Origin of the sequence: Salinisphaera sp. SPP-AMP-43, from assembly GCF_049568105.1 — a bacterium.
Taxonomy (GTDB): Bacteria; Pseudomonadota; Gammaproteobacteria; order Nevskiales; family Salinisphaeraceae; genus Salinisphaera.
Genome location: NZ_CP145335.1, coordinates 590,123 through 610,540, shown reverse-complemented (window position 1 = coordinate 610,540; position 20,418 = coordinate 590,123). Strand labels below are relative to the sequence as shown.

The window sequence follows — 20,418 nt, the reverse complement described above, 5'->3', positions numbered from 1 at the left end:
GGCCCCCGGGTCGCAGCCCGCCGGCCCCGAGGCCGCAAGCGACCCAGCCACACCGGACCAACGCGGCTGTACAGCGCAGACATTCACGAATACGATTGATAATAATTCTTATTTACAACTCAAGGGGAAATTCGATGGGGGATGTTTGGCCAGCAGCGGTACGGGTGCCGCGCCATGGATGGCTCGTGCCGGCGCTGCTCGGGTTATACAGCACGACCGCTTCGGCCGCCGGTACGTCTGAAACCGCGCCAGCCGACCAGCCCACCCCTGCTGCCGCCGCCGTCTCCGGTACCGACCCGGCCCCGACCACCCGGCTGTCGGATATCCACGTCGAGGGCTGGCTGGTCGACTCGGCGACCCAGCCAGTCGATGGTTATGCTGCCGAGCGCAATCGCTCGGCCACCAAGACCGATACGCCGCTGATCAAGGTCCCGCAGGCGGTGACCGTGATCACCGCCGACCAGATCGCGGCCCAGAACGCGACCAACCTCAGCGACGTTATGGGCTATGTCAGCGGCAGCGTGCCGGCCCTGCGCGGCTCAGGCCAAAACCGCTACGACCTGTTCAATCTGCGCGGCTTCCGGCCCGATCAATATCTCGACGGGCTACGACTAGGCAGCTATTTCTATACCACCTCCCGCGTCGACCCGTTCCTGCTCGAACGCATCGACATACTCAAGGGCCCGGCCTCGGTACTTTACGGCCAGACCCCGCCGGGCGGCGTCGTCAACTCGGTATCCAAACGCCCGTCGGCGAACGTCGTCAATCAGGTCTTCGTCCAGGGCGGCAATGATGCACGGCTGCGCGGTGGCTTCGATATCGGCGGCAACGTCGATACCAAGGGCGATGTCCGCTACCGGATCGTGGCCGTGGGCGAGCGCGAGGACGGCGCGCAGGCGACCCCGGACAGCTCGAATTTCTCGATCGCGCCGTCGATCACGTTCCATATCTCGGAAGCCACCGAGTTGACCATACTGGCCAAGTATCGCAACGATCCGGAGGTCGGCTCAGCCGGCGCCCTACCCTATGTCGGCACGGTCGATCCCCGGGCCGACGGCTCGCGGCTCAAGCGTGGCTTCTATGTCGGCGACGCCGGCTTCGACAACTTCTATCGACGCGATCGACAGATCGGCACCGAGTTCTCGCATCGTTTCAACGAGCATGTCGCGTTCCGCCAGCATCTGCGCTATGACCACAACGAAGTGCAGTATCGCAGCGTCTATGCCAGTGGCTACAGCCCCGACCGGGCCGGACTGCTGCGGGCCTCGACCGTCTCCGACGAGTCGATGGACGATTTCGCCATCGACAATCAGCTGCTCATCACCTTCGATACCGGCGCGCTCGACCATACCGTGCTCGCCGGCATCGACTACCAGGATGTCGACGGCAACCGCGCAACCGGCTATGGCAGCGCAGCCGGCCTGTCGCTGGCCGACCCGAACTATCATCAGACGATCGCCGAGCCAGCGCTGACCGACTATGCCTTCGACCAGGATCAGCTGGGCTACTACCTGCAGGATCAGATCGCCCTCGGCCGCCTGATCCTGATCGGCGGCGGCCGCTACGATCATATCCAGACTGCCCAGACCACACGCCAGCCGGGCCTGCATGAGACGCGCTCGGATCATGCAGTCACGGTCCGGGCCGGGGCGCTCTATGCCTTCGACTTCGGCCTGTCGCCGTATGTCAGCTATACCGAATCGTTCCAGCCGCCGAGCACCGACGGCGTCTCGGCCAACGTGCTCGAACCGACCGAAGGCCATCAGTACGAACTGGGCGTGAAATACCAGCCCCGAGAGGTCGATGCCCTGTTCACGGCCTCGGTGTTCAAGATCCGACAGAAAAACGTTTCCGGCGATACCCGCCCGGACGGCACCGTGACCCAGACCGGCGAAGTCGAGGTCAACGGCGCCGAGATCGAAGCCAAGGCCAGCCTGGCCGCCGGGCTCGATCTGACCGCGGCCGGCACTTATCTGGATTCGGAGATCACCCGTTCGGATCTGGGCTATGCCGGCAATGCCCTCAGCCAGACCCCTAAATACAGCGGCTCGCTATGGCTGGACTATACGCAGCCCTCCGGCCGCTGGGCCGGCTTCGGCGGCGGCCTGGGGCTACGCTATGTCGGCAGCCAGCAGGTCGGCAACGCCAACACCGCCGAGGTGCCGGACTACACGCTGTTCGACGGCGCCCTGCACTACAGCCTGGGCCAGATGTCGCAGCGTTTAGCCGGCTGGAAGGTCGCGCTCAACGTACACAATCTGTTCAACAAGAAATACGTTGCCTCCTGTCTGTCCGAGGCGTTCTGCTATTACGGCGAAGAGCGCAAGACGAGCGCTACCGTCAGCTACCACTGGCAGTGAGGGCGGCTCGGATGCTTCATTCCTCGCTGGTCATGAGCTTGTAGGCGATCCAGCCGAGCAGGCCGAAAAACGGCACCATGGCGATGACGAAGATGATGATACCGATCATGTATTGCTCCTGTTGAGCCCGTTGCGCAGCGGCCAGCCGGCCGCTGCGGCGTCATTCCCGGACCGGTTTCTTGGCCAGCTTGCGCTGCAGCGTACGCCGATGCATGCCGAGCGCCCGGGCGGTCGCCGAGACATTGCCCTCGTGCTCGGCCAAAACGTGTTGAATATGCTCCCATTCCAGCCGGCGCAGCGAGGTCGGCGTATCGGGCAGCGCCGCTGGCGTCTCCTCCAGGCCGTCATGGACAAGTGCCGCGAGAATCTGGCGAGCCGTGGCGGGTTTTGGGAGATAGTTGAATGCGCCGCGCTTGATCGCCTCGATCGCGGTGGCGATGCTGGCATAGCCGGTTAGCATCAGAATACGCAGCTCGGCGTCGGTAGCCAGCAGCGGCTCGATCAAGGCCAGGCCGCTACGCTCGCCAAGTCGCAGATCCACCACAGCGGCATCGAAACGCTGGGCTTCGGCCAGCGCCTGGGCGGCCTCGGGCGTCGCCGCGCTCTGGGCGCCATGCCCGAGCCGCTCCAGGGCACGGACCAGAGTCTGGGTGAACGCAGTGTCATCATCGACGATGAGTAGATTCATACGGCCTCTTGTTCGGTAGTCTCGACGGCCAGGGCAGCCAGCGGCAGGCGGATGCGGGTCTGGGTGCCACCTTCGGCCAAGCTGGTGAAGGCCAGATCACCGCCCAGCCGCGACAGGCTGGCCCGCGCCAGCGTCAACCCCAGCCCGAGCCCGCGCGACTTGGTCGATCCTTCGCTGGCGGTCTGATCCAGCCCGCCGCCTGGGTCGTCGATCGCCAGATCGAGCATGCGCGGCCCGGCCGACCAGGTTAGCCACAGCCGTTGATCGCCGACCGCAATCGCGGCATCGGCGGCATTGTCGAGCAGATTCGTCAGCGCCTGGGTGAGCGCCGGGTCGTTGCGTATCGCGCGCCGATCGAGCGTCGCCCGCCCGACCTCGGTCAGATCGATCTCCGGGCAGCGGGTATGCCAGTCGGCGATCAGCCGGGCGCCATAGTCGCACAGCGGCGTGACTGCCTGGGCCCGGGGGTCGCGGGCCGCGACCAGACGCCGTAGCTCGGTGGCGCACAAATCGGTCTGGCTCCGGATCGTGGCGATGTCTTCGCGTATATCGGCGGGCAGCTGGGGATGCTCGGCGACCGATTCGGCCGCGACCGCGATCGTCGACAGCGGCGTGTTCAGAGCATGAGCGGCCCCTGCGGCCACGGTCGCCACCGACACCACGGCATCGTCGCGCATCAGCCGTTCGCGCTGATTGGCAAGCTCCCGTTCCCGGGCCCGCAGCACGGCCGCCAGCACCAGCAAAAAACCGCACAGTAGCGCGGCCGCAAGCAGGAAATTGCCCCACATGCCGACCACGTGTCGCTCGAAGCCAACGAACACTTCGGGATCGTGAATCTGCCATAGATAGCGCAGCAGCAGCGCGGTATAGGCCATTACCGCCAGCAGCGTCACCGCGATCGCATCGCGGATCGACAACACGGTCGCCGCCAGCGCCACCGGCACCAGAAACAACGACACGAACGGATTGGTCGCCCCGCCCAAGGCCCAGAACAAGGCAAACAGGGCGAGCGTATCGACCGCCAAGTGGCCGACCAACTCCAGCGCCGCCGGCGGCCGAGCCCAGGTCAGCCGCCAGGCGACCCCCAGGTTGAACACCAGCAACAACAGCGGCAGCCCCCAGAGCACGCCCGGCTGCCCCTGGCCGAGCGCGCCGAGCAACAGCAATGCTGCCGCGACTAACGCGACCGCCAGATAACGCAGCCCGGCCAGTACCCGCATCACGGCCGCTGGCTCGAGCGAGAACACATGCGCAGGCAGAATGCGCCCCATCAGGCCTCCGAGCCCAGTATTATCGGCCTAGAATGACATGTGCAGCGTGGCATGGGCATTGCGGCCGGCCCCGGGCAGCCGGGAACCCACCGGGATCGCACTATTGCCGGCCCGGTTGAAGCCACCCATATAGTCGCGATAGCCGCGATCGAACAGATTCTCGACTCCAACCTCGACCCATAGATACTGGGTGGCCCGATACCGGGCCGCGATATCGGTCAGGGCATAGCCGCCGGTTTCAGGCTCGCCCAGCCGCGAATCACGATGCGAATCGGCGATATCGTGCTGGGCGAACACATAGCGCTCGGTGAGCGACAGCCGCCAGTCGGCCCGATCGTAGGCCAGTTCGGCCCGGATATTGCCCGGCGCGATGCGATACAGATTGTCGCTGGTATCGGTACGCCGCCCACGGGTATAACCCCCGCCGCCAGAGATCGTCCAGGCATCGCTGAGCTGGTAAGCCGCGGCGATGTCGGCGCCATAGATCTCGGCCTCGACGTTGGCATATTGCAGCGGCGTCGGATCGCCGTTGACGGTCGAGACCATGGTCACGTCCATATCCCCGCCGGCATAAGGTACGCCAGTAATATAGTCGTTGATGCGGTGGTAATAGACCTGGGGCGACAGCGTCAGCCGGCTGCCAGTAAAACTCAAGCCAAGATCCACCATGTAAGCTACCTCTGGCGACAGATCGGTATCGCCGATCGTGTTGTTGCCATCGGCGGAACCGGCAGTCGCCTCTAGCGGTATATAGGCATAGCGCTCGAGGTAGTAAGGCGAACGCGTTTTGCGCGCCAGGCCCAACTCGGCCTGCCAACGCTCACCGAGTTCACGTCGCAGCTTGGCCACCACGTCGATATTGTTGTCGGTCTGGCTGCGATCGGCGGCCGCAAAATCGGCGGCCAGGCGCTGGGCCGGCGTCGGCAGGGCAGCGGCCACGCCGCCCGGCCCGGCCGAGGTATGCACCCGCGTATCGCGTATCCCGAGTTCGCCGTGCCACGGCCCGGCGATCGGCCCGGCCCACTGGCCGAACACGCTGTAGGTATCGCGCCGGATATCGTCGAAGGCATGCACGCCGAAGGTCGGGTTATTGGGATTGCCGACGAACGCATCGTGCTGGGCCCAGCTACCATCGAAACCGACCGTGAAGATCCCGGCCGCGAGCGGATGCTCGGCCTGGAGCTTGACGCCGTAGCGCTGGCTGCGGGCCCGGATATAGCGCGGGTCGGCGGCAGCGCCGTTGCGCGGCGAGAAATCCGGGGCCGGGCGCAGCAGGCTGTTGCTCATGCGATGCTCGACGTGGTTGAAGTCGAGCTGTGCGGTCAACCGCGTCTGGCCGAGCCGGGCGGTCTGTTTCAGTTCGGCCAGCGTGGTATGGAAGAAATCGATGTCCAGAGGCAGATCGGGGTTGCCGGTATCGCCGGTGCGCTGCGCACGCACGAAACCGGTAGTCTCGCCCCAGGCCTCGCGGTGGCCGAAATCCAGCCCGTACTGTTTGCGATCGTAGGACGACGCCTTGAGCGTGCCGTAGGGCGTGCGCAGGTTCGAGCCTTGATCGGTTACGGCCGTCAGCCCGAGCCGATTGGTATCGTTGGCCAGACTCGCCTGGCCGGACAGGCTATAGCCGTTGTCGACCGACTGGGTGGTCGCCTCGCCCCAGCCGTGCAGTGCGTAATCCTGGCCTTCGGCGTAACGGCTCTGGCGGGTGGTCGCCTCGGCGGTGGTGCCGATCGTATCGATGCTATCGGCCACCGCCGGAATCCCGCGGGTGACCGACAGCGATTCGACCAGCGCCCCCGGCGCATAGTGCAGCGGTGGGTCCATCCAGTTTGGCCCGCCCGAGGCCACGCCCATGCCGTCGATCTCGGTCTGATTGCGATAGCCAGTCAGCCCGCGGAATTGAATCTGGCCGGAAATGCCGCCGTTGTCGATCAACGCACCGCCCGGTACCGCAGCCATCGCCGTCGCGGCATCGACCGTGTTCGCTGCCAGCGGCGGCTGGACCGTCACGGCCTGGTTGACCAACCCTTCCACCGAAATCGGCGCCAATCGAGCAGTAGATCCGGCGGGGGCGGACGCAGCTGCGGGCGTGCCCGGGTCCGCCCAGCCAGGGGTGGCCGCAGCCAGATACACCCCGCCGACGATCATGGTGGCTCGAACTCGCATACCCCGCCCAGAAAACTAAAGAACAGCGAGCCAAGCCTAGCCAGCGCCGAGCATAGCGACCATGTGACACAGCGTCGCAGTCGGCTTCGTCTTGACGCAGTCGGCCACGCTTTTTAAAACGGGTGGATGCAGATTGGGGTAATCGGCGACATTCATGGCGCCTGGGACGATATCGATACCGCCTTTTTCAATGCGGCCGGCTACGACGCACTGCTGTTCGTTGGCGATTTCGCTCGTATCGCCCACAGCCGGCCGGTCGCCCGGCGCCTGGCTAGCCTGCAGGTGCCGGCCTGGGCAATCCCGGGCAACCACGATGCAATCAACCTGGCCCAGCTGATCGCCGAGATCAAGAACCGGCCGCTGGCCACCCGCTGGGGCGCGCTCGGCATGCAACGACGCGTAGCCCGTCTGGCCCGGGATCTGGGTTCGATCACCCTAGGCGGCTACAGCCGGCATCGGCTCGCCCCAGGGCTCGGGCTGATCATCGCCCGGCCGCATGCCATGGGCGGCGACCGGCTGTATTTCCGCCCCTATCTCAAACGCGCGTTCGGCATCGCCAGCCTCACCGAGAGCCGGGACCGGCTATGCGCTCTGATCGATACCGCCCCTCGCGATCTGATCGTGCTCGCCCACAACGGCCCGGCCGGCCTGGGCACTACGGCCGATGCCCCATTCGGCTGCGATTTCGACCCCGAACTCGGCGATTTCGGGGACCGCGACCTGGCCGAAGCAATCGCCCATGCCCGGGCCACCGGGCATCGGGTCCGAGCCGTATTCGCCGGGCATATGCACCACCAGAGCAAGCATTCCGGCGAATGGCGTCAGACCGCGGCCCGCCGCGATGAGACGCTGTACATCAACGCTGCCCGCGTGCCGCGCATCGAAGCCGACGGCCGGCGTCGTCATCATATCCGGCTACAGATCGATGCCGAGCAATGCCGCGCCGAAACCATCTGGACCGACAATACTGGGCGTATCGTCGAACACACGCCGATCGAGCCAAACAACGTCTAAACGCTAGGGCGTATTAAAGTTTCGTGCGAATCCGCGCTGCGGACGACAAGCCGAGATACAGCGTCTTGGCGCTAAGTCAGCGAACAGCAACGCTCGATGGCGGCCCAACCGTCGTTGTGTCGAAGGTTGGGCCCCAATCGCGTCGGGCCGCGTGACGAGCCTTGCCAGCCACGATCTGGCGCGGCAACACGGCGCTCGGACGACACCTCAACACGCCCTAGCGCGCCGAATGAGCCCGACGTGCCATGGCTCAGCCGCGGGCGCGCTCGTCGGCCGCCAGCCGGCGCAGGGGTATCGCCATCATCAAAAGCATCAGGCCCACCGCGACATAGGTCGCCCCGAAGCCGACCCAGCCGCCGAGCGTCAGGCCCAGAATCGGGCCGAGCGCGCCGCCCAAATCCGACGACCATTGATACGCCGACAAGGCCCGACCATGAATATGCGACGGCGCCACATCGCCGAGCAGCGTGAGCATAGGGATAGTCAGCCCACCGGCCCCGGCGCCCACGCACAGCAGACCGACGATCGCTACGATCAGCCCGGTGGCGATACCAAACACCGCAAACCCGATCGCCGCCAAAGCCATGGCCGGCAACAGCAGCCGCGTGCGCGAGCTGCTGCGATCGAGATAGCGGCCGCAGGCCAGCGACGCCGAGGCCCGGGCGCCCATCAACACGGCCATGAGCAGACCGGCCGTGCCCTGGGCGCCCATGCCGAAGACGGTCAGCTCGCGTACTTCGACCACCACTGCTACGGTCGCCAGCAATACACCGGAGACGGCGAAGAACAACAGCGCGTTCGCAGCGAAGATAATGCGTAGCGTGGCCAGGCTCAGCACCTCCCCCCAGGCCGCCCAGCGCGAGCGCCCGTCGTCGGCCGGCCGTTGCTCGCGGCTCTCGGCCCGATCCGGCAACACCGCCAGTGCTGCCAAGGCCGCGGCCAGGCTCAGCCCGGTCGCCGTAATGAAAGCAGCGTTGTCAGACGCCAGATCCGCAATCAAGCCGCCGATGACCATGCCGCCGGGAAACCCGAGGCTGATCGCGGTACGCACGCGGGCAGTCATGCTGCCGCGGGCCTGGCTGTGGCTGATCGACATGATCGCCGCCAGAACCCCCACCAGCAGCAGCGACGAACCGACGCCCCAGATCACCCGGCCGGCCAGAAACCAACCGGTTGGATGCTCCATGACCAGCGCGATCGAAAACGCCGCAGTGCCCAGCGCTTCCAGCACTAGGCCGGCGGCGACCGGCCAGCGGGCGCCAAAACGATCGAGCAGTGCGCCGGTGGCCGGATTGAATACCAGCCGGGTGATGCGATTGGCCGACAGGATCAGGCCGATCATCGCCCCGGAAATCCCGAGTTGGGCGCCGATCACCGGCAGAATCGGAAACACTACCCCGCCGCCGACCCCGCCGAAAAAAGCGATCGCCGCGATCGCCCAGCTTTGTTGGGCATGCGTCATGCAGTGCCGGCCTGTTCGCGATCACTCTGAACGGCCGCCCGTCGCGCGATCGCCGCACAGGCCACGAGCTGGAGCTGATGAAAGATCATGAGCGGTAGCACGATCGCCCCCAGCGCACTGGAGGCAAACAAGACCTGGGCGATCGGGATCCCGCTGGCCAGCGATTTCTTCGAGCCACAGAACAACAGCACCAGTGCATCCTCGCGCACAAACAGCGCCCGGCCCACGCCGTAGGTCACCGCCAGCACGATCGCCAGTAGCACCAGATCCACGGCCACCAGCCAGGCCAGCGCCGACGGCGGGAGCTGATGCCACAGCCCTTCGACTACCGAGGCCGAAAATGCGCCATAGACCACCAGCACGATCGAGCCCTGGTCGACGAACTTGACCACCTTGGGATGGGCCGCCACCCAGCCGCCGACCCAGCCGCGAGCGAACTGGCCGGCCGCGAACGGCAACACGATCTCACCCACGATATGTGCCACCGCCGACCAAGAACCGCCGGCATGGCCCGCCTGGCTCATGAACAGGCTGGCCAGGGCCGGGGTCAGAAACACGCCGATCAGGTTCGATGCACTGGCACTGCAGACTGCAGCCGAGACATTACCGCCGGCGATCGAAGTAAAAGCGATCGACGACTGCACGGTCGACGGCAACAGACAGACGAACAACACACCAGCGGCCAATGCCGGGGTGAGTAGACTACTGAGCAGCGGGTGGGCAACGAGGCCGATCGCCGGAAACAACGCGAAGGTGGCCGCCAGCACGCACAGATGCAGGCGCCAGTTCGATGCCCCAGCCACCACTGCCTCGCGCGAGAGCTTGGCCCCGTGCAGAAAGAACAGCAGCGCGATCGCGGCTGTGGTCACGTGCTCGTAGAACGTCGAGGCCATGCCTCGAATCGGCAGCACGGAGGCGATCGCGATGGCCGCGATCAGGGCCAGAATGAAGTTATCCGGAAGAAAGCGCGGTCGTTGCATGGGACAATTGTAACCGGGGTGGCCGGTCGCTGCCGCAGCGGCCCGGCCGGGCCATAACCGTGGCCCGGCTCTCGATGACGTACCGCGCCGGCAGCCACCCTCGCCGGCCGGTACGGCTGCGCCACCCGCCCGGCCACGACAGGCCGGGCGGGCTTACCTCATCGTCGCGTCAGAGGCGTCTATTTAAAGGCACGCTCATACTGGACCGGCGGGGCCTGGTTGTCGTCGCCGTGCAGTTCACGGGCCGCGCGCAACGGGAAATAAGGATCGCGCAACAGCTCGCGAGCCAACAGCACACAGTCGGCCTGGCCGGAATGCACGATGTGTTCGGCCTGGACCGGTTCGGTGATCATGCCGACCGCGCCAGTGGCCAGACCGGTCTCGCGCCGTACGCGGGCCGCAAACTCGGTCTGATACCCGGGGCCGACCGGAATCGTGGCATCCGGGGTGTTGCCGCCGGCCGAGCAGTCGAGCACATCCACGCCTTCGGCTTTGAGCCATTCGGCGAGTTGCACGGTCTGCTCGATATCCCAGCCGCCGTCGACCCAGTCGGAGGCCGAGACCCGGTAGAACAGGGGCTTGTTGGCCGGCCACACTTCACGCACGGCGCGTACCACTTCCAACGGGAAGCGGCAGCGATTGGCCAGGCTGCCGCCATAGTCGTCCTCGCGCTGGTTGGATAGCGGCGAGACGAACTCATGCAGCAGATAGCCGTGGGCGCCATGGATTTCGATCATGTCCATGCCGGCGGCATCGGCACGCCGGGCGGCAGCCACGAAAGCCTCGATGAGTTCGTTCATCTCATCGCGGGTCAGTGCATGCGGCGTAGGCGCGTTCTCGGAAAACGCGATCGCGCTGGGCGCCACGGTCTGCCAGGCGCCTTCGGCGGCGCTCAGCGCCCGCCCACCGTCGACCCAAGGCGCAGTACAGGAGGCTTTACGCCCGGCATGGGCCAGCTGTACGCCGACCGCGGCGCCCTGGGCATGGATGAAGTCGGCATTGCGCTTGAATTCGGCGATGTGATCATCGCTCCAGATGCCGAGATCGCCGGGCGTAATCCGGCCTTCGGGGGTCACTGCGGTGGCCTCCATCATCACCAGACCGGCGCCGCCGACCGCGCGCGAGCCAAGATGTACGAAGTGCCAGTCGTTGGGATAACCGTCTTCGGCCGAGTACTGACACATCGGCGAGACGAAGACACGGTTGCGAAACGTCACATCGCCAATGGTCCAGGGCTTGAATAGATCGGGCATGCAGTACTCCAATCCGGCAGGGTCTGTCGCCGGCAATTAAATCGACACCCGGACTAGATCGGTACGCCTGCGCCGACTTCAAGCCAGCCGGGGGCTAAATCTATCTATCGAGTCGATTGTCAAAGCCCGATCGAATACAGGTAATCTGGAGATTCATTCGCCGCCCAGGACAGTATTGTGCTTCGTTTATCCGGCCTGCTGAGTCTGTGTCTGATCATCGCCACGCCGGCGCTTGCCGCCGAGGTCGAACCGCTCGGCGTGAATCTGTCGGACTACGACTACCCCTATCCGGTTCATCGCTATGCGATGCCAACGCCCCACGGCCAAGTCCAGATGGCCTATATGGATATTCCTGCGGCCGGCGACGCACACAACGCGCCCGTGATCGTACTGCTGCACGGCAAGAATTTTTCCGGCGCCTACTGGGGCGATACCGCGACCTGGCTGTCGAAACACGGCTATCGGGTGATCGTGCCGGACCAGATCGGCTTCGGGAAATCCGATAAACCCGCGGCCTATAGCTATACCTTCCATCATCTGGCCGCCAATACCCATGCCCTGCTCGACTCGCTGGATATCGAACAGGCCACTATCCTCGGCCATTCGATGGGCGGCATGCTGGCGATGCGCTATGCGCTGATGTATCCCGAGACCACCCCTCAGCTGGTGCTGGTCGATCCGATCGGGCTCGAGGACTGGAAAGCCAAAGGCGTACCCTATCGCGGCATTCAGGCCTGGTATGCCCGGGAAATGCAGCAGGACTATGCGGGCATCAAGGCCTATCAGACAAAAAGCTATTACCACGGCGACTGGAAACCAGCCTATCAACCCTGGGCCCAGATGCTGGCCGGCATGCATGCCAGCCCGGATCGATCCAAGCTGGCCTGGGCCCAGGCAGCGACCTACGACATGGTCTATACCCAGCCCGTCTACTATGAGTTCGGCGATATCCAGCCCCAAACCACGCTGATGATCGGATCGCTGGATCGCACCGCGCTCGGCAAGGACCTGGTCAGCGACGCCAAGGCTGCCCAGCTCGGCAACTATCCAGCCCTATCGAAATCCGCTGTCTCGCGCATGCCGCATGCCCAGCGCGTGGTCTTCGACGGCGTGGGCCATCTGCCGTTTATCGAAGCGCCTAAGCAGTTTCGGGCCGCGCTCGCCGAGACGCTCGATAACGCAGCCAAAAACTCGCACAAATCAGCGCCTTAGGGCCTTATCAGGTTTTGTGAGCGCATCGTTTTGGAGTCCATCCATCGGGTGCTAAAAGATACAAGTTGCCGCGTGGTGACGTGCCAGACTTGAAACGCCGCAGGGCGCAATGGGCGACCCAACCCCAAGGGCCAAGCGCAGACTCACATAAAAACCTCAACTAGGCCCTAACCCCCGCTCTATCGCCCGGTTGGGTATTGCTGCGGATAGCCGCGCCCCCAGGGAGTTGATATAAGCGCAGACGAGTTTGTGCCAGCTGCATATTCATGGCTCGTCGTTTAAATCGCGTGCTGATCCATGCAGGGCTGGCGGCGCTTGCGGCATGCGGGGCCGGTAGCGCTGCGGCAGCCTGCAACGCCGCCGGCCTGGATCTACCGCCACATTTCTGTGCCACGGTGTTTGCCCGCGATGCCCGCCAGCCGCGGCATATCGCGGTAGCGGCCGACGGCACGGTATACGCCAACCTCAACCGCGGCGACAAAAAACACGACCTCATGGCGCTGACCGATACCGACGGCAACGGAGTCGCCGATCGCCGCCGATTGTTCGGAGACGGCGGGGCTACCGGCCTGGTCATCCGGAACGGCTGGCTGTATACCGCCAGCGAGACCACAATCCAGCGCTACCGCCTGGCCCCGGGCGCCATGCCCACCGGGCCGGGCCAGACGATCGTCACCGGTCTGCCGCGCCGGCAGGCCCATACCTCCCGCGGCTTAGCGCTCGATACAGCCGGGCACCTCTATGTCTCGATCGGCGCGCCCTCGAATGCTTGCCAGAAAGCGGATCGCGAACGCGGCTCGCCGGGGCGCAAACCCTGCCCCCAGCTCGGCCGACACGGCGGTGTTTGGCGTTTTGCTGCCAACCGGCCCGAGCAACCCTTTCGCCGCGCCGCACGCTTTGCCACCGGCATCCGCAACATGTTCGCGCTCACCTACGACGATGCCCGCCAGCAACTGATCGGCGCCCAGATGGGGCGCGACCAGCTCGACTCCCTCTGGCCGAATCAGTTTTCCAGCCAAGACAACCAGCGTCTGCCGGCGGAGGTGCTGCTCGATGTCCAACAGGGCGACGATTTCGGCTGGCCCTACTGCTATTACAACGGCCGACGCCAGGCCAACCTGCTCAATCCCGAGTACGGCGGCGATGGCCACAAGAGTGGGCCCTGCGACCGTTTCACCTTGCCGATCGCGGCCTATCCGGCGCACTGGGCGCCGATGGCCGTGGTCTTCTATCGGCATCCGGCGTTTCCCAAACGCTATCAAGGCGGTGCGTTTATCGCCTTCCATGGCTCCTGGAACCGCTCACCCGCGCCACAGGGCGGTTTTCGCGTGGTTTATCAAAGGTTTGTCGACGGCAAACCGAGCAGCGACTACCAGACCTTCGCCGGCCCCCGTGGGTTTACCGGCGAAAACGTGGTGCGCTCGCCCGGCAGTGCGGCCCATCGCCCGGCCGGGCTGGCGATCGGCCCGAAAGGCGCGCTGTATGTCAGCGACGACCAGGGCAGCACGATCTATCGCATCACCTACGGCGATTGATCGAGCGCCGATGGCGATCGGGGCCGGCCAGACCATGTCGGCGCAGCTTGCGGACCACGCTGGCTTGATTGATCCCGAGCATATCAGCCATGGCATGGGTGCTATCGGCCTGGGTACGGGCCCAGACCAGACATTGACGCTCGACCGCCGCCACGGCCTCGGCCAGGGGCGACCCGGATGCTCCGTCGTCGCCCACCCTCGCTTGGATTGCCGGCTGGGATTCCAGCCATTCGCGTTCGAGCAGATTTTCGAGTTCACGGATATTGCCCGGCCAGCCATGGCTCATCAAAAACCCCCAGCGACGATCGTCGATGACCCGGGTATCGCCATAGCGCTCGTTCAGACGGGCCATGATGGCCTCGGCCAAGGCCGGGATTTCGGCACGCCGCTCGCGTAGCGGCGGTATCCGTACCGGCACTACATTCAACCGGTAGTACAGATCCGAACGGAAACGCCCGGCTGTGACCTGTGCCCCCAGATCGCGGCTGGTCACGGCGATCACCCGGATATCCACTGCGGTCGGGTGGTTGGCGCCGAGCCGGGTAACCCGTCGTGCCTGCAGCACCTCGAGCAGCTTGGCCTGCATGGCGATGCCGAGTTCGGCGATCTCATCGAGAATCAGGGTGCCCCCATCGGCGGCCTCGATATGCCCTGCCCGCCCCTCAGCCGGGGCGCCGGTAAACGCGCCGGGCATGCTGCCGAACATCTCCGACTCGAACAGACTCGGCGGGATCGCACCGCAGTTAATCTCGACACACGGCCCATCCGCGCGCGGGCTCCAGGCATGCACCCGCCGCGCCAACGCCGTCTTGCCGGAGCCGGACTCGCCGGTCATAAGCAGCGCGATATCGATCGGCGCCACACGCTGGAGTATGCGCAGTACCTCGCGCATGGCCGCACTCGCGGCCATTGGTTCGGGCTCGGCAGGCCCCTGCCCGGCTTCGTCGCGACGGGCCAGATCCTGCATCAACGCCTGGTACTCGTCCTGCAGATGACGCAGATCGGTCGCATCCCGCGAGCGGCTCAGCACCCGCACCAGTACGCCGTGGTCGTCGAACACCGGATACGCCTCGGCCAATACCGCGCGCCCGGTACTCGTGATCTGGCGCAGCCGGGTTTCGCGGCCAGTTTCGATCACTTGTCGGGTGATCGAAGGCCGCAACACACCGGCGGCCTCCAGCGCATAGACGTCGGTATCGGCCAACTCGGCCGGGGTCACGCCATAGACCGCAGCCAGGCTAGGGCTGGCCGCGAGCACGCGGCCCTGGCTGTCGGCAATCAACAGATGTTCATGTGTGGTCTCGACCAGGGTCGCCAGTACACGGTCGGCCGCTGTCGGCATGGCATGTTCGTATTCGAGCCATGCCCCATCATGCCTGACGAGCGAGCATTTGCATCATTTTGCGACATAAACGATGCATAAATGCATCGAATAACACATAAGCATTTGTTTATAGGATATTTTGACTTGGCATGTTTACTGCGCCGATAAGGGCAACATTTGCCAGGAACCTTTCTCATGCCGGTCTATAACCAACCGCTTGGCGGCAACGACATGCCCCGCTTCGGCGGCCCGGCCACGATGATGCGCCTGCCGGCCGCCGACAGCCCGGCCGGCCTGGATGCCGCTTTCGTCGGTATCCCGATGGATATCGGCACCTCCAATCGCCCGGGCACCCGGCTGGGCCCACGGGCCATTCGGGATGAATCGCGCATGCTGCGCCCGTTCAACCTGGCCACCGGCGCCGCGCCCTTCGAGTCGATGCAGATCGCCGATATCGGCGACGTGCCGATCAATACCTTCGACCTTAAAAAAAGCGTCGACATCATCGCTGCCTATTACGACAACGTCCTCGCCCACGACGTCGCGCCGATCACGCTCGGCGGGGACCACACGCTGACGCTGCCGATCCTGCGTGCCATGGCCAACAAACACGGCCCGGTCGGCCTGGTCCACGTCGATGCCCATGCCGATATCAACGAACAGATGTTCGGCGAGACCATCGCCCACGGCACACCGTTTCGACGCGCGGTCGAGGAAGGCCTGCTCGACTGTCAGCGGGTGGCCCAGATCGGGCTGCGCGGCACCGGCTATTCTCCGGACGAATTCGACTGGAGCCGCGAACAAGGCTTTCGCGTGGTACCGGCCGAACAGTGCTGGCATCAGTCGCTCACCCCACTGATGGATGAGATTCGCGACCAGGTCGGCGGCGGGCCCGTTTATCTCAGCTTCGATATCGACAGCCTCGACCCGGCCTATGCACCCGGCACCGGCACGGTCGAAATCGGCGGCCTGACCATCCCCCAAGGCCTGGAAATCATCCGCGGCCTGCGCGGGCTGGATCTGGTCGGCGCTGATCTGGTCGAGGTCTCGCCGGCCTACGACGCCAATAACCAGACCTCGATCGTGGCCGCCAATCTAGCCTACGAAATGCTGTGTGTCCTACCGGGCGTGGCCTATCGCTAGCAGCGCCAGAGCGTGACAAACCGGCGCGGCCGGCTCGATCGCGCCCGATCCATAAAACCCGCCCGGCGCCGCCGGGCCGGTACCGACAAGCCAAAGGGGGCTTTGACCATGCGCAACCCGTTACTGGGCCAGGACACTCTCGGAGACGAACAGACCCGCAGCCTAAAGCTGTTCGGCACGATCGCGTTATGGCTGGGCGCCAATGTCGTAGTCACGACCATTCTCACCGGCATGCTGCTGGTGCCCGATCTGCGCTTTAGCACGGCGCTGGGCACGGTCTTCATCGGCTCGGTGGTCGGTGCCATCCCATTGGTGCTGGTCGGCCTGATGGGCCAACGCACCGGACTGCCGTCGATGGTGCTCACCCGCCGGGCTTATGGGCCGACCGGGAGCCGCCTGATTTCACTGGTCAACATGAGCGTGCTGATCGCCTGGAGCTGGATTCAGGCACTGCTGGCGGGCATGAGCCTGAACTATGCAGTGCAGGCCGCGACCGGCTACGACAATCTGGCTTTGATGACCGTGGTCTGCGAAGTGATCGTGGTCTGTATCGTGCTGCGCGGGCATATCGGTATCGAACGGGTCGAACGCTGGGTGGCCTCGGCGATGGTGATCCTTGCCGCCGTAGTGGTCTACGAACTGTCCCGGCACTACGAGCTGGGCAGCCTGCTGCAGATGTCGCCCGATCCGCATAACGGCATCACCCTCGGTATCGCCTTCGATATCGTCGTGGCCACCGCTTTTTCCTGGATTTCGTCTTCGGCCGACTACAATCGCAACTGCGTCGACGGCCGCGCCGCCGTGGCCGGCACCTGGATCGGCTATGTCGCAGCCACGGTCATCGCCATGGGGCTGGGGGCCGCGGTTTCCGGACTGTCGATCATGGGCGGCATGGCCCAGACCTACGACCCGACCAAGCTGCTGGCCGAATACGGTTTCGGCTTTCCGGCTGCACTGGTCATCTTCTTTTCGGTCATGACCACCAACGTCATGGCGGTCTACAGCGCCACCCTGTCGTGTATGAACGTCGCCCCGGGCATGGCTTTTTGGAAACCGGCGCTGGCGATCGGCGTGGTCTCGGTCGTGGGCGCCCTGATTCCCGGCATTCTCGACCAATTCCAGAACTTCCTGCTGCTCATCGGTGCGCTGTTCATTCCCGCGTTCGCAGTCATGATCGTCGACTATTATCTGGTGACCCGACAGGGTTACGATCGCGAGTTGCTCACCGCGCGTCGACAGGTCGGCCCGGCTACGGCCCCGGTCGCGATCGCAGCTTATGCCGCCGGTGCGCTGCTGGCGGCCTATTGGACGTTGGTGGCGCCGCTGTCGATCGGCGCCTCGCTGCCGGTGTTCGTCATCACCGGTGGACTGTATTGGATCGGCACCCAGGTATTCGTAGCCCAATCGAAACAGAGCCAAGCATGAACAAGCTGCGCATCGACGCCGACCGCTGGTATCGGGTGACCGAGCTCGAAGAGGCCATCACCTGTATCGACGAGCCGTATATCCGGCCTTTTTATCGCTGTAACATCTGGCATGTCCGCGGCTCTCAGCACGATCTGCTGGTCGACTCCGGCCTGGGTGCGGTGTCCCTGCGCAAGCACGTCCCCCGGATTGCCGAACGCGACCTGTATGCCGTCGCGAGCCATAGCCACTTCGATCATATCGGCGCTGCCCACGAGTTCGACACCTGCCATATCCACGCGGCCGAAGCCGATATCCTGACGGCCCCGGATCGCGAACGCACCCTGGCCGATGCTTTTCTGGGCGACGAGATGTTCGAGGCGCTGCCCCCAGCCCCCTTCGAATACCATAGCCATCGCCTGTACCCGCCGCGGGCCGTTCAAACACTGGACGACGGCGATGTGTTCGATCTGGGCAATCGACAGCTGGAAGTCATCCATACGCCAGGGCATTCACCCGGTGGCATCGCACTCTGGGAAGCCGCGACTGCGACCTTGATTTCGGGCGATCTGATCTACGACGGGCCGTTGATCGAAGACCTCTATCACAGCGATCTCGATGATTACGCCCGCAGCATGCGCCGGCTACGCGCCCTACCGGCACGGGTAGTGCATGGCGGCCATTTTCCGAGTTTCTCCGGCGCGCATCTGCACGCGCTGATCGACGACTGGCTGCGGCGCCACCAACGCTAGAGCGTATTGATGCGCCGTAGCTCCCAGCCCACAGGGCCTTGCTTGCGGGCACACGATCCTAAGCGGATCGGGCCACAAGTTCAGGCCGGTATGCTGGCGGCTGGCCCGGCCGGCGAATACGTCCTAGCTGGCCTTCCGGTCCACGCCGCTGCCAGCCCATGGATGCTCGCCCCAGGCCGCGGACTCGTAGTCGCTGGCCCGGAACAGCCATAAACGCAGCCGATACTCCCAGTTGAAACCGGGATAGAGCGTAGTGTTCTTGCCAGAATCGGTCAGATACCAACTGCTACAGCCGGTGGTCCAGGCCGTATGCTGCATGCGTTTCTGGATGCCGCGATTGAAGCGGTCCTGGACGGTCTTTTTCACCATCAGCCATTTGCGATCCTGGCGCCGCATATGGTCGATAGCTTTGGCGATGTAATCCATCTGCATTTCGGTGAAGGCCAGCACCGAGGTATGGCTCGGGCCGGTATTTGGGCCCATCAAGAAAAACAGGTTGGGAAAACCGGACACGGCCACGCCCTTGTAGGCCTCGGCGCCATCGGCCCAGGCCGTATCCAGATCCAGCCCGTCCAGGCCGATGATCGGAAACGAGGCTGCCTTCGAGGGCACCTTGAAGCCAGTAGCACAGACGATCGCATCGACCTCGATCTCGCGGCCGTCTTTCAGGATGATGCTGTTTTCGGTAATTCGGGCCGGGCCGTCGGCCACCAGCTCGGCATTGTCGGCCTGGATCGCCGGATACCAGTCGTTGGAGATCAGCACCCGCTTGCAGCCGATCGCATAGTCCGGGGTCACGGTTTCGCGCAGCCCCGGATCGGCAACCTGGCGCCGGATATGGGCCTTGGCCATGCGCTCGGCGCGTTGTTTGAAAAACGGCCGATCGGAGATGATGAACGGCGCGAACAGCTCACTCATCCAGTAGATCCGATAGCGCCGCTTGGCCAGTTTGTAGAACGAATCCCGATATTCGGCCTGCTCGGTGGCCGGTATCGGCCGGTCTGGCTTGGGCGTAATCCAGCTCGGCGTGCGCTGAAAGACCGTCATCTGGGCGGCGATTTTCTGGATTTCCGGCACCACCTGGATCGCCGAGGCCCCGGAGCCGATCACCGCGACCCGCTTGCCGGCCAAGTCGTAATCGTCGTCCCAGTCGGCGGTATGCATGAGCTTGCCGGCGAACTTGTCGAGCCCGTCGATCCTCGGGTAAGCCGGATCGGACAGCGCGCCGACCGCGGAAATCAGCACCCGCGCCGTCAACTCCTCGCCGGCGGCGGTATGCACATGCCAAATGCCGGCTGCGGCGTCGAAGCGCGCCGATTCGATCGTGGTATTGAACCGGATCTGGCGATATAAATCGTGCTTGGCCGCCACCTTCTTGATGTAGTCGAAGATTTCCGGCTGCTGACCGAAGGCACGCGACCAGTGGGGGTTGGGCTCGAAAGAGAACGAATACAGATGCGAGGCTACATCGCAGGCGGCCCCAGGATAATGATTATCCCGCCAGGTGCCGCCCACTTCGGCGGCCCGCTCGAGAAGCGTCACATGCGCATAGCCGGCTTTTTTGAGCTGGATCGCCATGCCCAGGCCGGAAAAACCGGCCCCGACGATCGCAATATCGATATCGGTATCGCCCGGGCGGCCAGCCAAGGGATTGAGTCGAGACAACAGGCGGGTCACGGCCATGGCAGACCTCCATCGCAGGCGGTGTAATGCTGCGTTGCGACGCAGTCGAGTCTAGGGCGTATTGACGGCTCGTCCGAGCGCCGCGTTGCCCCCAATCGTGGCGGGCGCGGCGCGAGCCGCTGTGTCGTAGCGGGCCACGATCAAGGCTCGTCACGCGGCCCGAAGCAATTT

15 protein-coding genes are annotated in these 20,418 nt (G+C 64.6%); 7 read left to right on the top strand and 8 right to left on the bottom strand.

Annotated elements, in window-relative coordinates; genetic code table 11:
• The first annotated feature begins 134 nt into the window (after positions 1 to 134).
• Positions 135 to 2,360 carry a TonB-dependent siderophore receptor gene (locus V5738_RS02580; RefSeq protein WP_423822842.1) on the top strand — a complete coding sequence of 742 codons (2,226 nt, stop codon included), beginning with the start codon at positions 135 to 137 and terminating at the stop codon, positions 2,358 to 2,360.
• A 160-nt stretch (positions 2,361 to 2,520) separates the two neighbouring features.
• On the opposite strand, the gene V5738_RS02575 is transcribed toward V5738_RS02580, so the two are convergent.
• Genes V5738_RS02575 through V5738_RS02565 form a run of 3 tightly spaced genes read right to left on the bottom strand, consistent with a single transcriptional unit; the run spans position 2,521 to position 6,485 of the window.
• The gene (locus V5738_RS02575) at positions 2,521 to 3,048 is read right to left on the bottom strand and encodes a response regulator transcription factor (RefSeq protein ID WP_423822841.1); all 528 of its coding nucleotides are present in this window, start codon (positions 3,046 to 3,048) and stop codon (positions 2,521 to 2,523) included.
• Positions 3,045 to 4,319, bottom strand: a complete 1,275-nt coding sequence (locus V5738_RS02570) for an ATP-binding protein (RefSeq protein ID WP_423822840.1) — start codon at positions 4,317 to 4,319, stop codon at positions 3,045 to 3,047. Before V5738_RS02570 ends, V5738_RS02575 begins: the two co-directional genes overlap by 4 nt.
• Positions 4,320 to 4,346: 27 nt before the next feature.
• Positions 4,347 to 6,485, bottom strand: coding sequence for a TonB-dependent receptor (locus V5738_RS02565; RefSeq protein ID WP_423822839.1), 2,139 nt, complete (start codon positions 6,483 to 6,485; stop codon positions 4,347 to 4,349).
• A gap of 126 nt (positions 6,486 to 6,611) precedes the next feature.
• Between V5738_RS02565 and V5738_RS02560 the strand changes: the two genes are divergently transcribed.
• Positions 6,612 to 7,499, top strand: a complete 888-nt coding sequence (locus V5738_RS02560; RefSeq protein WP_423822838.1) for a metallophosphoesterase — start codon at positions 6,612 to 6,614, stop codon at positions 7,497 to 7,499.
• Positions 7,500 to 7,749: 250 nt separating this feature from the next.
• On the opposite strand, the gene V5738_RS02555 is transcribed toward V5738_RS02560, so the two are convergent.
• The 3 genes from V5738_RS02555 to V5738_RS02545 all read right to left on the bottom strand — a co-directional run bounded on the left by V5738_RS02555 (position 7,750) and on the right by V5738_RS02545 (position 11,194).
• Entirely contained in the window at positions 7,750 to 8,961 is a 1,212-nt protein-coding gene (locus V5738_RS02555; RefSeq protein WP_423822837.1) for an MFS transporter, read from the bottom strand.
• Positions 8,958 to 9,941, bottom strand: coding sequence for a bile acid:sodium symporter family protein (locus V5738_RS02550; RefSeq protein ID WP_423822836.1), 984 nt, complete (start codon positions 9,939 to 9,941; stop codon positions 8,958 to 8,960). The genes V5738_RS02555 and V5738_RS02550 overlap by 4 nt, the downstream gene beginning before the upstream one ends.
• A 179-nt stretch (positions 9,942 to 10,120) precedes the next feature.
• Positions 10,121 to 11,194: an NADH:flavin oxidoreductase/NADH oxidase gene (locus tag V5738_RS02545; RefSeq protein WP_423822835.1), complete on the bottom strand. Its 1,074-nt coding sequence runs from the start codon at positions 11,192 to 11,194 to the stop codon at positions 10,121 to 10,123.
• A 177-nt stretch (positions 11,195 to 11,371) separates the two neighbouring features.
• Between V5738_RS02545 and V5738_RS02540 the strand changes: the two genes are divergently transcribed.
• Together V5738_RS02540 and V5738_RS02535 are read left to right on the top strand one after the other, a co-directional pair.
• The gene (locus V5738_RS02540; RefSeq protein WP_423822834.1) at positions 11,372 to 12,406 is read left to right on the top strand and encodes an alpha/beta fold hydrolase; all 1,035 of its coding nucleotides are present in this window, start codon (positions 11,372 to 11,374) and stop codon (positions 12,404 to 12,406) included.
• 266 nt (positions 12,407 to 12,672) lie between these two features.
• Positions 12,673 to 13,941 (top strand): PQQ-dependent sugar dehydrogenase, encoded by a 1,269-nt coding sequence (locus V5738_RS02535; protein ID WP_423822833.1) that lies wholly within the window; start codon positions 12,673 to 12,675, stop codon positions 13,939 to 13,941.
• Here the strand turns inward: V5738_RS02535 and V5738_RS02530 are convergent.
• Positions 13,925 to 15,283: a sigma-54 interaction domain-containing protein gene (locus V5738_RS02530; RefSeq protein ID WP_423822832.1), complete on the bottom strand. Its 1,359-nt coding sequence runs from the start codon at positions 15,281 to 15,283 to the stop codon at positions 13,925 to 13,927. The two genes, V5738_RS02535 and V5738_RS02530, sit on opposite strands and share 17 nt — an antisense overlap.
• Before the next feature lie 177 nt (positions 15,284 to 15,460).
• On the opposite strand from V5738_RS02530, the gene speB reads away from it, so the two are divergent.
• The 3 genes from speB to V5738_RS02515 all read left to right on the top strand — a co-directional run bounded on the left by speB (position 15,461) and on the right by V5738_RS02515 (position 18,564).
• A complete protein-coding gene (speB, locus tag V5738_RS02525) occupies positions 15,461 to 16,408 on the top strand; it encodes an agmatinase (RefSeq protein ID WP_423822831.1) in 948 nt (315 codons plus the stop codon).
• Positions 16,409 to 16,516: 108 nt separating this feature from the next.
• A complete protein-coding gene (locus tag V5738_RS02520) occupies positions 16,517 to 17,833 on the top strand; it encodes a purine-cytosine permease family protein (protein WP_423822830.1) in 1,317 nt (438 codons plus the stop codon).
• Positions 17,830 to 18,564 (top strand): MBL fold metallo-hydrolase, encoded by a 735-nt coding sequence (locus V5738_RS02515; RefSeq protein WP_423822829.1) that lies wholly within the window; start codon positions 17,830 to 17,832, stop codon positions 18,562 to 18,564. The genes V5738_RS02520 and V5738_RS02515 overlap by 4 nt, the downstream gene beginning before the upstream one ends.
• 123 nt (positions 18,565 to 18,687) lie before the next feature.
• On the opposite strand, the gene V5738_RS02510 is transcribed toward V5738_RS02515, so the two are convergent.
• Entirely contained in the window at positions 18,688 to 20,247 is a 1,560-nt protein-coding gene (locus V5738_RS02510) for a flavin-containing monooxygenase (RefSeq protein ID WP_423822828.1), read from the bottom strand.
• Positions 20,248 to 20,418 lie beyond the last annotated feature (171 nt).